Raw genomic sequence first — 13416 nt, 5'->3', positions numbered from 1 at the left:
AGGACAAGATACGTATTCTTTAACTGAAAAGGAAGATCTTTTATCTTCTGCATACGATAGTCATGAATTCGCTTCGTTGAGTTACCACAGCATGGGCATATATGCGGTTTTGGAGTTGTCTCAATAAAAATATTTACACAAGTATCTGAATGTGTAATTTTAAATATTTTAATATCTTCTAAATTTAATAATAATCTGATATAATTAGGTTGCATGTATTTGCACCTCCGAGTGATGTTTGTGAGACTGACGCTTGGAGGTTTTTCTTTTATTATAAAATAAAATGTTAGAGTATACGAGTTTTTTCGTACACCCCAACACTTATTATAGAACCTTTCTTTTTTCAGATATGTGCACCGTATGTGCACTAGTTTTTCTTGTTCTTTTTATTGCTACTATACTGAGAAATATTTGCGCGATGTGTTGCAAGAGCGGTTTGACACGAAGAAATCACTGCCGCCGATAACCAAGTGGCGGGAGGAATTGACAGCTAAAACCGCCGAGAGCGCCGCGCTGTATCAAGAGTACAAAATGCTCAGAGATGAAACCGCCAAAGTCAAAAAAATCCGGCGGAGCATGGAAATCCTGCACACCGAAACGCCGGAACGGACACGGCAGAAGTCGGGGGGTGTAGAGTTGTAATTGAAATAAGCGGAGGGAGCGTAATTTCTCCCTCTGCGCTATCAATTCTATTCCTCCGCCATGACATCCTTGAGCGGAATCCGCCTGATTCGCTTTGAGTAGACAAGCATGAACAGTTCGTACAACACCACAAAGGAAGCTAACGCGATAACAGCGGCCTGTACGTTGAATGTATATTCCGGTAAATCCATAACGCTGTCGTCGAAAAAGAGTGTCATCATCATAATCATAAGTCCATGCTGATACAGCGTTCCAATTGCGAATCCAATATAGGTTATTGGGCGGTATCCGTTCAGTATCGCCCTGCCGCATTCATGGTCGGAGTAACCAAACACTCGCAGCATTGCAATGGTTTTACCGTTGCCTTTAATCACAGTCGTAACCGCGAGAAAAAGCGTTGTAACAGCTAACACAACACCGATTGCCGCCATCATAACAGCCATCATATCGCTGCCGCCAAGTTCGCCGATACTGAAAGACATTACAACTGTTGCTGAAAAACAGAAAGCGGAAAGCCATACGAAAAAGATTAACGAAAAACGGCTTCGGAGTGTGCTTTGCTTTAAGTCGCGCAGAAAAGGTAAATCTTCTTTGCCGCCATTCTTAGCCTTGCGAATTTTCACTTTACCCTTTCCTCTGATTAACTCAAGCGTCGGACGTTTTAGCTTACGGTAACTATACAGAACCGAGAGCAGAGCAAACGCGATTGTAGGAAATATAATCAAATACACTACTAATTCCGGGTTGAAATGCATCGAAATATCGGGTAAAATGCCGTCGTCTCTCTGCGACTTGTAAAAGGCAGGCATGAACGCGAAAGCCAAGCAAAAGCCAACAGCGGTTCCCACAAAGATACTTAATCCAAATACCCAAAAGCCCTTAGCGATTTTCCAGTTTGAGTAGCCAAGCGCCTTTAAGATTCCGAGTTCCGGTTTGTGTGTGTCGATGTAATGCTTGACGTAGAATAACAACATAACCACCGTAGTCAGCCCAAGCGCAAGACCTGTCACCGCACTGGTCATGTTCCCGGATGAAACGACTAAATCAAAAATAATTAGTGTTTCCGGGTCTGTGATTTGGTCTTTGATACGTTGCAAGTCGATGTTGGAGTTTAAGAACAACGTGCAGACTAATACAGCACACGCGCACATGATGAGAACACCGAGCATTTTGACGGCATCTTTTGGACGTATAATCATTTGCTCACCACCCAATCTCGTAAGCCGTTTTACGGCTTTGGTTGCTGTATGTATCAACAATCTTCCCACTGTTCATCTTAACGACAGTATCTGCCATATCTGCGATATTGCCGTTATGCGTAACCATAACCATTGCAAAACCCGATTCTTTCTGCATTTTACAGATATAATCAAGCACCTGCCGCCCTGTGTCCTCGTCAAGTGCACCCGTAGGTTCATCAAGGAACATAACCTTCGGCTTTTTTGCCAACGCTCTCGCAATCGACACTCGCTGTTGCTCACCGCCGGAGAGTTCGGAGGGAAACTTGTAGAGCTTTTCGCTCAAGCCCACAGCTTCAATGATTTTGCGGTAATCACGATTGCCTGCCAAGTCCGCACCCATTTTCACGTTCTTATCCACGTTGAGATTGGGCAGCAGATAATATTGCTGAAAGATAAAGCCGACTTTTTCTTTTCGGAACGCCGTCAGCTTATCGTCAGATAATGCGGTTATATCTGTGCCGCTATACTTGACCGAACCGCTGTCGGGGCGCTCCAAACCCGATACTGTATGTAACAATGTAGATTTCCCCGAACCCGACGCACCGAGCAAAACAACAAAATCGCCGTCATTGATTGTGAGTGATACGCCTTTCAAGGCGGCGGTTGCGTTGTCGCCTGTGCCGTATGTTTTTGCCAAGTTTGTAATTTCAATCATTTTTCTTTACCTCTTTTTTGATTATAATGAGCAATCCGGTGAACACTTCGGTCAGCCGCGCGCTTACTTCTTCCTCGGTTAATCGGCTTACACCTGTGGCGTACAGACAGGCAATCCCGTGTGTAAAAATCCACAAGTTCTGATACAAGCGGTACGAAAGCTCCCATGAAAGACCGTATGCGTTTTGTATGGACGCTAAGATTTTATCGCTGTTTTCGTCGATTGCGGGGAGTACGTTGTCAAGGTCAAACGGAGCTTTGTACGCCGTCATAAAAAGCAGCCTGAACAGCCCCGGTTCTTCTCTGGCAAAAGCGATATACTGCATCCCTACGCCTTTGAAAGCGTTTTCCTCGGCAAGCCCGCGCTCAACATAACCGTTGTATAATGCTCTCGCGGCTAAAACCGTTTCACGCTGTACTTCCTCCATGTTCCTAAAGGCTGTGAAAATCGGACGTGTGGACGTACCAAGTTCTGCTCCCAAACCTCTGGCGGTGATTTCCTCAGCTTTTCGCACAAGGTTCAACGCGGCGGCTATTATATCGGCTCTTGAATACTTTGCTATTGGCGGCAACTTTATCACCTCTCATGTAACTTATGTTGTGTAACGTTTGTTACATTATAAATCATAATTTTTTCTTGTCAATAGATTTACCGAAATTATTTTTGTTTCATAACCGTTTACTCGTAGGGGCAACGAGTAACCGTTATCATGCCTGTAAAATAGGTGTACACCTCTTTAATTAGTGTAGATATTACACTTTTCATCTTGTGTTGACTTTTTATTCCAATATAAGTATAATTTCAATTAAGAGATATCCATAATTTTCTTTTACAAATAACTTGGAGGTTTTTATGAAAATAGGTGAAGTAGGATTATTATCAAACAATGTTGTTGGACTGTCAAATTTTTACAAATCTTTTCTAGGAATTGATAATGGTAGTAACGATAGTATACATCAAACTATAATTGCTGAAGAAACTATGCTAACAATTTATAATGATAATTCATTGAAGAATAATAACAATCAGAATATATGCCTTGCCTTCACAGTGAATGATGTTGATGATGAATATAATAAACTCCTGAATTTAGGTGTAGAAATAATTGAAAAACCGACAACTCGCCCATGGGGTGCGAGAAACATGAGCTTCTATGACCCTGATAAAAATGTAATTTATTTACGAAGCTTTATAAAGTAAATTTGTTATGCACTTTTAAATTATACATATAACATTCCTTAGAATTTTATAGAGAAATCATTATATTAGGGATTGAATTAGGTGATTATTTTACACAGTTAATTACTATGCAAAGCAATTATATTTGGAGGGTATTAGAATGGTAATTTTAATAGCAGGTAGTTCACATACTGGAAAAACTGTACTTGCCCAAAAGTTATTAAAAAAGTATGGTTTTCCATATCTATCTCAAGATCATTTGAAAATGGGGTTAATCAGAAGCGGATTTAGTACATTAACACCAGAAGATCATATAGATGATATAACTCGCGTACTTTGGCCTATCACCAGAGAAATTATTAAAACATGTATTGAAAATAGGCAACATTTAATTATAGAAGGGTGCTATATCCCATTTGATTATAAAAAGGATTTTGAAGACGATTATTTAAAATACATAAAATATAGCTGTCTAATATTCAGTGAGAAATATATCCAAGAGCATTATGATGATATTATGAGGTATGCAAATACTATTGAACAAAGAGATATAAATGATGCTGAATTTTGTACAAAAGAAATGCTTCTTCAAGAAAACTTACTTAATTTAAAGAAATGTAAAGAGGCAAATTGTGAATATATATTAATTAATATTAAATATGATGTGGATATAACATTGTAAATTTATAACTCAGATATTATATGTAATGGAGGGATTCTGAATGAATAAAAAAATAGGTATAATTAGCTCAATTGTTAATTTATGCGCTGTTGTAGGTTTTGCATTGTGTATGCTGTTGGGGTCAAATTTTGGAAGCTATTTTATTTGTATGTTTATTGCATTCAGTTTTGTTCCTATGATATGTACTCTTGTAGTATACAGTGAACCAGAAAATAAAGCCGCAGGATACACTGCAATGATTTTTGCCGGTATATATGCTGTGCTTATTTTACTAGTGTATTTCGCACAAGTAACCGTTATTAATTTGGAATCTTTAAATGAACAGGCTTTAAAAATACTTGATTTCCAAAAATTTGGCCTTTTTTTTAATTATGATTTGTTAGGATATGGACTAATGGCCTTATCAACATTCTTCGCTGGTTTAACCATAGAGAGTGAAACTAAAGCCGATAAATGGCTGAAAGCTCTTTTACTTATTCATGGTGTGTTTTTTATCAGTTGTCTTATTATGCCAATGCTTGGTTTATTTACGGAAGACATGCAAGGAGCTGATTGGATTGGAGTAGCTGTCCTAGAATTTTGGTGTATCTACTTTATCCCTATTGATATCTTAATGATATTGCACTTAAAAAAGAAATCATAAATTTTATCAATAGCAAGGGATGGCAAACAAACGCTGTAAGTTTTGTTTTCCTCTAAAATGATGACTTTGTAAAATGACCAACATAAGACTAGCAAATTTCAATTTATTTATGGATGAACTTTTGATCAAATCCTCCTCTCCTGCTTACTAATAACTGTCACTAATCCTTTTAATTTAAGGGTTAGTGTTTTTTGTTTCTTATATGTTTAGAAGGTATACAAACCACTCTTTTCCCATTCATTGGATACGCTTTCTTTATTGATAAAAAATCCCCGTTTGATATAATGTTTCAGTATGTAAAAACAAAAGAAGTTAAGGCTTTTAACGCATAACGCCATGTATTTAATAGAATATGGCGTCATTAGTTACATATTGAAAGAATTGCTCTTTTATATAACTTAAATAGACTTTATTTAAATATTCTGTAACCATTTTAAGAATCACTTGTCTAATAGGTGGATGGAGGGTAGAAGGTGATGGAGTTTAAAGAAATCTACAACTTGCATGAAAAGCAGGTCTATCGATATTTATTAACATTATGCCGTGATGAGCATCTGGCAGAGGAGCTGACCCAGGAAATATTTTATCGTGCATATCTGCAAATTAAGAACTTTCAAGGAAAATGTAATAATAAGGATTAGTAACATTAGCAAAGATCTACAAGATAAAAAGCGGATAAACCATGTTTAATATCCGGTTATCCGCTTATATTTTTTATATAACTAGTGTATTGTCATTCCCTAATTAAAATATATCCTAACTTTCCCCGTCCCGTTTACTGACACTTCCGCGGATCATCAACTTTGTAGGAATTGAAACATGCATACTGATCTCACGGTTTGAATAGATTCTCTCGGAAAGCATATTCACAGCCTGAGAGCCCATAAAGTCCATATAAATATGAACTGTAGTGAGAGGAGGGACCAAGTACTTAGCAATAGATATGTCATTAAAGCCTATCACACTGATATCCTCCGGAATTCTAAGTCCTGCTTCCTGTATTGCTTTATAACATCCCACAGCCAGAGAATCATTTGCTGCAAAGATAGCAGTGGGCCTTGATTCCATCAACACAAGTTCTTTTCCCAGACGATACCCTTGTTTAGGTGTGTAGCCTCCTATTTTAATATAGTCTTCATTCAGTAATCCCTTTTCTTCCATATAGGATCGGAAGATGGGAACTCTCATATCTACTACTTCTTTTCCGTCCGCATCCACATCCCGGCCACCGATGAAAGCAATCTTCTTATGCCCTTCCTGTAAAAAATAATTCAGCACCTTCTTTACAGAATGCTTCAAATCGGTTACTATCGAATCAAATAAGTCCAAATCACCAATTGTATCTACAAACACAGCAGGCTTATTAAAGGCTTTCACCTTATTCACCATGGATTCACTAAAGGTCCCAAGGCAAATCAGCCCGTCCAGATTAGATACACTTTCCACGGAATCTTTTATGTTAACGAGAACTTTTTTGAAGCCTTCTTCCTCTATTTTTCTCTCGATTGCGATACGTACCGAAAGATAGAAAGTGTCTTCTAGTTCCTCTTCCAGAGAATATGAGGACAGCATACCTATCCTTAATTTCTTTTTACTTCTCTTTTTATTCTTTACCTGATATTCCAGCCGTTCCGCAGCCTCAAACACTCTTTGCTTTGTCTCATCCTGTACATTCAATGTATCATCGAAATTGAGAACACGGGATACCGTTGCAGCAGAAACACCTGCCATTTCAGCTATTTCTTTAATTGTTGCCACTATTCTATCCTTCCTTACACCTATCTTATTTTTATTTTAACATATCTGTCAGTACCACAACTATTATGTATACCTGGGCTCGCGCAACTTTACTGCAGAATTGAATAAGGTGGAAATCACATAGATATGTTAGTAAAAATCACACCTTTACTATACCTTTTTCTGTTTTCTTTTACAAGTCCCAAATGCGTACATTGATTGTGTCAATTTACCCTAGGGATAATAAGGTTAGAAAGTCTCTGTTACTGTTACCACGCTGCTTCTTCCGTCTGCTCCTGTATTTCCGATAAATTCGATATGACCACTGCCGCTAATATAACTGCACTGCCGATTACCATACGCAGTGTAATGATTTCATGCAGAATAATAACCGAAAATATGGTTCCGAATACAGACTCCATAGATAAGATAATTGCGGCTTTTGTTTCATCCACATATTTTTGACTGGCAGTCTGCAGCAAGTAACAGACTGTTGTACTGATTACGCCTAAATAGAGTGCACTCAGCCAACCCTTGGTGGTAACCTGAAAATTCGTTTCTCCATTGCCAACCAGACACACTACCGATAATAGAAAAGCGGTTGCCATCTGAATAAAATTTAATACGGTAGCACGATATTTCTTAACAAATTCACTGGTAAGAAAGATCTGGAATGCAAAACCAAAGGCACAAATAAGAGTCAGCCCATCTCCAAGACCCAGAGAAAAATTACTTCCCAATGACAATATGGCAACTCCTGCTACTGACATCAGAGCACCAACCACACCTTTTACCCCGATTTTCTTCTTGAGAATTAAAAATGAAATAAATGGAACTATCACCACATTTAAAGCAGTTAAAAACGCATTTTTGGATGGAGTTGTATATTGCAGTCCCACAATCTGAAATGCAAACCCGGTAAACAGAGCGGCCCCCATAAGCCCTCCTGCTATTACCTCTTCTTTTTCTATCCCTTTTAGGGATTTCCCTTTTAGGGATTTCCCTTTAAGAGATTTCCCTAAATGAGATTTCCCTTTTAGGGATTTGATACTGATCAAACCCATCAAAACAGTTGCTAACAGAAACCGCACTGCCATAATTTGAAACGGACTCATACTCTCCAATGCCATATCACTGGCAACAAAACCGCCGCCCCATATAATAGTTACTAATATAAGACCACCCATAGCAAGTCTGTTCTTCATGATGTGTCCTCCTCTTATACTTCTACTGTTTCACCATTAATTCTTACTGTTATATGATCTCCTTCCAATACTTTTACCAAAGCACTGTTATCAGCGCTAATCCTTATTTCCAACCAGGAATCCACATAATGTATACGGAAGGTCAGATTTTCCCATTCCTTTGGCATATTCGGCCGAATGGATAATATACCATCTTCTCCAATAGCAACTCCAGCAAATCCGAATACAACTGTTTGCCATACACCCCCTGTATTTGCAGCATGTATACCTTCTCTTGTATTCTTTTGCAGATTCAGCAAGTCAATGAAGGCAGCGCGACGAAGATAGCGGTATGCCTTGGAATTATCACCTACCTTAAGTCCCATAATAGCATAAATACTTGGGCTTAAGGAGGAGCCGTGAAGAGTACGTTTCTCATAGTAAGCATAATTTAATTTTTTCGTCTCTTCATCAAATTCTTCACCCATTAAATGAAGCAGCATAACAACATCTGCCTGTTTGATAATCTGAGTCTCTCTCGCCCTCCTGTTTTTTAATGCTTCCGGACGGATTGGCCAGTCATTTTCATCGTATTTTTCTATTACTACATTCTCCAGTTCAAAATAGCCTTCAAACTGCTCCAAAAGGCTGGTGCCTTCTTTTCTTGGAAGATACATCTTTTCCTGAACGTCCTGCCACTTTATAATTTCTTCCTGAGTAAGACCTGTCTTTTCAATTAGTTTATGATATTCTTCGGTGTGATCCTTTTTCAAGATATCTATTAAAGAAATTACATAACGTAAATTCCATTTCGCCAGATAGTTTGTATATAAGTTGTTGTTTACCGGTTCATGCCATTCATCAGGGCCGGTTACCTGATTGATTTCATAACGGTCTTTCTCTGCCACATACTGACAGCGGCTTGCCCAAAATCTTGCTGTTTCTGTTAATATTTCAGCACCTTTGTTGAATAAGAAATTCCAGTCCTTTGTAATTTTTACATAGTCATATACACCATAGGCAACGGCTGCTGTTACATGATGTTCATACACCGCTACATAGCAGCGATAGCAGGTTCCATCCGGCTCGATAGTCCAATCCGGACATTGCTCCGTACCATCATCTGCAGATTCCCATGGATACTGTGCACCCTGATATCCGTTTTTCTCAGCATTTGCTCTTGCTGCATCCAGCAGGCGGTAGCGGTAAGTCTCCAGATTCCGCGCCGTTTTAGGAAAAACATAAGAGAAAAACGGAAGCATAAACAACTCCGTATCCCAGAAAGCATGACCGCCGTATTCTTCTCCAGAAAGAAGCTTTGCACCAACATTTACCCTATCGTCACGTTCATTTCCCGTACTCATCAGATGAAAAATATTAAAGCGGATGGCACGGTCCAGTTCAAAATCACCTTCAATTCGAATGTCCGCCTTTTCCCACATATCCCTATAAACAGCTTTATGTGCAGCCAATTCTTCTTCAAAGCCGGTGTAAATGAAGTTATCCACTTCTTCTTTTACATTTGTATGAAGAGCATATTTTGCCACATCACGTTCCGTGTACATGGATACATACTTCACAATTTCAACTGTCTCACCTTCCACTACATCGAAATCAGAGAATTCTACCGCCTGTTCTCCAAAGGCACTGAACATTCTATTTTTTAAAATATCTTTTCCATCTTTATAAGCTTTTATATGGCATCCGGTACCTACATGCAGATGATTGTCTCTTGTTGCCACTTCTATATAAGCACCATTTTCATCCAATTTTTCATTCGCTTTCATATAGGTATGTTTTACTTTAAAACGAGGTGCATCATAAAAGTTAATAATGGTTCCGTCAATGATACTTTCCACTTCAATAATGCCGCTGTAATTCATGGGAGTTACATATAATTTAATTCCCATCCGATGCACATTGGCACGGCTGACAAATCGAATTCCCTCTATCAGGGTTTCTCTGCCCTGCTTATCACGCAGTAAAACGCGCTTAGCTAATAATGCATGTTTCATATCCAAAGCTCTTGAAAAGTCTAAAATCTCACAATCTTCGATTCCAATCAGCTCTTTTTCCACATAAAGCTTAATTCCAAGCCAGTTGGGAAGTGTGGCAAGTTCACGCATAAAGGTTTCCGATTTATCAAATACCCCATTGATATATAAATAGGGAAGTGTAATTTTGGTTCCTTCTTCGTGGCTTCCCCGTATACCCAAATATCCATTGGATAAGCTGAATAAACTCTCAAATTTCAGATTTTCTTCCGGTTCGTATTTATCCTGTAAAATCATCCAATCATCGGAACTAAGCATTTTACTTAATCTTTCTGAAAATCTATCTTTAATCATCTCACCTGCTCCTTTTCTTAATTTAATGGAAGGAAGATTTCTTTGTTTCATTCCTGATTCAAATAATCTTCCTCTCTTTTTCCTTTCCAAGGAATTAGTCCAGATAACGCCTTTTTGCTTCCTTCACTTCTTCACCGGAAGACACCACCTGTAATTCGAATGCCATAGTAAAATCCTGAAGTTTGACCTTGAATTCCTCCTGCTGTTCCTCTCCACAGCTATTGCTTCCTAATCCGGACTGGGCATAATCCAGATGGATAATAACATCCTCCGCTCTTTCAATATGGAATGGATGTTTCGCTTCCTCCAGACTTTCATCTGTATAGTTAGCAAGATTCAACCCAAGAGGCATTTCCGCTTTACATAGCAAGGTCTTATCTCCGTCTCCGATACCGAACCATCTAACATCTTCCCTGTGTCCATTTTCCTGAGGAAATATATAGTTAGTTCCCATCTCATCCACAGAGTTAGAATAAATCCCCATAACACCTGCTTCTTTGCTGTCTGCATAATTTTCTCCAGGCCCCCGTCCATACCATACAGCTTGCTGAAGTTCTTTATTTCCTTTCATTACGATGCCGATTCTAGGCAGGAAGGCCGGTTCCAGTTTTCCGTTCTGTATTGCCTTTCCGTATAAGTTTACTTTAACCTGACCGCTGGAATATACCGTATATTCGTAATCGCATTGAAATCCCCAGGATTGATTATAGCAGCCGAAGTATTTACCAACGGAAACAGTCACTTTATCCTGAGCCTCTTTATATCTGAAATACTCTGTCTGTTCACTGGATTTCTGAATAAAGTATTTCTCCATCCAGTCCTCTTTTTTATACATATCATTATCAATGGTAGCACGGTAAACTGTCATCCTGGGACCTTCACTTAAGTATTCCTTATCCTTTACTGATACGCTAAGCAAGTGTCCAAATACTTTATGAAATCTTACAGTTACTCCATCATTTTCTATAGTTAAAATATTTTCTGCTTCCCATACTTTCAGTGCATTTCCCTGTGGACGTTCTTCCAGTATATTATAGCGTATATCCAGAGGAAATTGTACTTTTGAAATCTCATGACCAGCCTCTGCATATTGGGTAGCTTCCTTTCGGCACACTGTAATGTTAAGATAATAATCTGTATTTGCTTCCGGCTTAAAAGGAGTGAAAGGAATAATTACCTTCTCTGTTTCATGTGGAAGGGCTGTTAAATGGTCAATGTTTCCTTCCTGAAGAAACTTTTTCTCTCCCTGTACTGACCACTTAATATAAAACTGTTCCAAGGTAAGGAAATCATGATAATTCTTTAACTGAAATTCTCTCTGTGTTCCGTCTATTCTTGTCACTTCTACCGGAGCAATCACCTGCTTATACTCCAGTAAAGCAGGTGAAGGTGTCCTGTCCGGCATCAGCAGACCATCAATACAGAAATTCCCGTTAGTTGGGAAATCACCGTAATTTCCGCCGTAACGGTAGTAGGTCTCTCCACCTTCCTCCGTATAGATACCATGATCGTACCATTCCCAGATAAAACCACCCTGAAGCCGTTTATACTTACGGTACATATCCTGATATGCCTTAAGTCCTCCCGGTCCATTTCCCATGGCGTGGCCGTATTCACACATCACATGAGGTTTCTTTCCTTTGATTTCGTATTCTGCAATTTCTTTTAATCTTTTCAAACGTGTATACATGGTTGAATATACATCAGTAATCTCAGCTTCATAGTCTCCTTCATAATGAAGCAGCCTTGTGCTATCCAGTTCTTTTATAGCTTTCGCAGCACTTTTGAAATTACAGCCGAAACTGGATTCATTTCCCATAGACCACATTATAATACTGGGATGGTTACGGTTTCTCTTTACCATACGTACACTTCTGTCTACATAAGCCTGTTCCCAGGATGGATCATCGGTAATCCAGTCATACCGTTCTACCCATTCAAAACCATGACATTCCAAATCCGCCTCGTCAATTACATAAAGTCCATATTCATCGCAAAGGTCATAAAAATGTTCATTGGCAGGGTAGTGGGAACAGCGTACTGCATTGATATTGTACTGCTTCATGAGCAGAACATCTGCCTTGGACTGCTCATATGTAACACAGCGACCTTCTTTGGGATTATAATCATGATGATTTACACCATTTAATAAAATAACCTGTTTATTTACACAAAAATTATGATCTATAATTTCAATCTTACGGAATCCCACACGTACCTTTATCTCATGGCAGTTTGTAGATACCGTCAACTCATATAAATTCGGAGTCTCTGCTGTCCAGAGGTCTGCCTCAGGTATCATCTCCTCCAAATGAACTTTCCCATCTTCTGTCCGAAACACTCCACTTGCAGCTTCTTTCCCAGCCCGTTCTAACTTCCAAGTACCCTCGCAGCTTTTCTCTTTTGTTGTAATGTCTGCCTTTAATATTCCGTTTTTATAAGAGCTGTCCAGATCTCCGTTTACAGCACAGTCAATAATACTGTTCTTTGGCTCATTAATCAATTCTACGTCGCGGTAAATTCCTGAAAGCCACCACATATCCTGATCTTCCAGATAAGTGCCGTCAGACCACTTATAAACCCGTACTGTAATGTCATTTTCACCTTCCTGCAACAAATCTGTGATATCAAATTCACTTGGAAGGCGGCTGACCTTACTGTATCCTGCATGTGTTCCGTTTACCCATACATCAAATGCACTATCTACTCCATGAAATTTTAGAATTGTATCATGAGACATCCATTCTTTGTTAAGAGAAACTATCTTTTTATAAATTCCGGTAGGATTCTCGGTGGGCACAAAAGGAGGATTGATTGGAAACAAATACAGTACATCGGTATAGTGCATCCGGTCATATCCTCTTAACTGCCATACTGACGGAACATCTATGGTATCCCACTGGCTGCCGTTCTCTTTATTCATAAAGCCTTCCGGAGATAATTCGGGAGCTTCCATATATAAAAACTTCCATTCCCCGTTTAAACTGATTCTGTTAGCAGAATCCTTATAAAAGGCAGTACGAGCCTCTCTTCTGCCTATATGCCCCAATTGATGGTCTTCCCATCTCTTCTTTTTTCTCCTCGTCATGTCTATTTCTCCTTATC

At 39.0% G+C, this 13416-nt stretch carries 13 protein-coding genes; 5 read left to right on the top strand and 8 right to left on the bottom strand.

Annotation, left to right across the window (positions count from 1 at the left end; translation table 11 throughout):
• Window positions 1-215, bottom strand: a 215-nt coding sequence (locus BM183_RS10240) for a transposase family protein (protein WP_139221508.1), incomplete at its 3' end; no start/stop codon positions are given.
• 196 nt (window positions 216-411) lie between these two features.
• Here BM183_RS10240 and BM183_RS20510 point away from each other — a divergent pair.
• Complete coding sequence (locus BM183_RS20510) at window positions 412-642, top strand: hypothetical protein (RefSeq protein WP_139221507.1); 231 nt, start codon at window positions 412-414, stop codon at window positions 640-642.
• A 47-nt stretch (window positions 643-689) separates the two neighbouring features.
• On the opposite strand, the gene BM183_RS10235 is transcribed toward BM183_RS20510, so the two are convergent.
• Genes BM183_RS10235 through BM183_RS10225 form a run of 3 tightly spaced genes read right to left on the bottom strand, consistent with a single transcriptional unit; the run spans window position 690 to window position 3118 of the window.
• Window positions 690-1841 carry an ABC transporter permease gene (locus BM183_RS10235; RefSeq protein WP_091686684.1) on the bottom strand — a complete coding sequence of 384 codons (1152 nt, stop codon included), beginning with the start codon at window positions 1839-1841 and terminating at the stop codon, window positions 690-692.
• A gap of 4 nt (window positions 1842-1845) precedes the next feature.
• Entirely contained in the window at window positions 1846-2538 is a 693-nt protein-coding gene (locus BM183_RS10230; RefSeq protein ID WP_091686682.1) for an ABC transporter ATP-binding protein, read from the bottom strand.
• Window positions 2531-3118, bottom strand: coding sequence for a TetR-like C-terminal domain-containing protein (locus tag BM183_RS10225; protein ID WP_242960963.1), 588 nt, complete (start codon window positions 3116-3118; stop codon window positions 2531-2533). Before BM183_RS10225 ends, BM183_RS10230 begins: the two co-directional genes overlap by 8 nt.
• 272 nt (window positions 3119-3390) lie before the next feature.
• Between BM183_RS10225 and BM183_RS10220 the strand changes: the two genes are divergently transcribed.
• The 4 genes from BM183_RS10220 to BM183_RS10205 all read left to right on the top strand — a co-directional run bounded on the left by BM183_RS10220 (window position 3391) and on the right by BM183_RS10205 (window position 5683).
• Window positions 3391-3738 carry a VOC family protein gene (locus BM183_RS10220; RefSeq protein WP_091686679.1) on the top strand — a complete coding sequence of 116 codons (348 nt, stop codon included), beginning with the start codon at window positions 3391-3393 and terminating at the stop codon, window positions 3736-3738.
• 139 nt (window positions 3739-3877) lie between these two features.
• Window positions 3878-4399 (top strand): AAA family ATPase, encoded by a 522-nt coding sequence (locus BM183_RS10215; RefSeq protein ID WP_091686677.1) that lies wholly within the window; start codon window positions 3878-3880, stop codon window positions 4397-4399.
• 40 nt (window positions 4400-4439) lie between these two features.
• Window positions 4440-5042 carry a hypothetical protein gene (locus BM183_RS10210; protein WP_170847955.1) on the top strand — a complete coding sequence of 201 codons (603 nt, stop codon included), beginning with the start codon at window positions 4440-4442 and terminating at the stop codon, window positions 5040-5042.
• 476 nt (window positions 5043-5518) lie between these two features.
• Window positions 5519-5683 (top strand): RNA polymerase sigma factor, encoded by a 165-nt coding sequence (locus BM183_RS10205; protein ID WP_091686675.1) that lies wholly within the window; start codon window positions 5519-5521, stop codon window positions 5681-5683.
• 115 nt (window positions 5684-5798) lie between these two features.
• Here BM183_RS10205 and BM183_RS10200 read toward each other — a convergent pair whose 3' ends face one another.
• The 4 genes from BM183_RS10200 to BM183_RS10185 form a co-directional block, all read right to left on the bottom strand.
• Window positions 5799-6800, bottom strand: coding sequence for a LacI family DNA-binding transcriptional regulator (locus BM183_RS10200; RefSeq protein WP_091686673.1), 1002 nt, complete (start codon window positions 6798-6800; stop codon window positions 5799-5801).
• A gap of 248 nt (window positions 6801-7048) precedes the next feature.
• Entirely contained in the window at window positions 7049-7984 is a 936-nt protein-coding gene (locus BM183_RS10195; RefSeq protein ID WP_091686672.1) for a DMT family transporter, read from the bottom strand.
• A gap of 14 nt (window positions 7985-7998) precedes the next feature.
• Window positions 7999-10311 carry a glycoside hydrolase family 65 protein gene (locus BM183_RS10190; RefSeq protein ID WP_091686690.1) on the bottom strand — a complete coding sequence of 771 codons (2313 nt, stop codon included), beginning with the start codon at window positions 10309-10311 and terminating at the stop codon, window positions 7999-8001.
• Window positions 10312-10405: 94 nt separating this feature from the next.
• Window positions 10406-13399, bottom strand: a complete 2994-nt coding sequence (locus tag BM183_RS10185; RefSeq protein WP_091686670.1) for a glycoside hydrolase family 2 TIM barrel-domain containing protein — start codon at window positions 13397-13399, stop codon at window positions 10406-10408.
• Window positions 13400-13416: the final 17 nt, after the last annotated feature.

The organism is Anaerocolumna aminovalerica, assembly GCF_900115365.1.
Lineage (GTDB): Bacteria > Bacillota > Clostridia > Lachnospirales > Lachnospiraceae > Anaerocolumna > Anaerocolumna aminovalerica.
The sequence above is the reverse complement of the archived record's forward strand: the minus strand, read 5'-3'. Positions and strand labels throughout refer to the sequence as shown.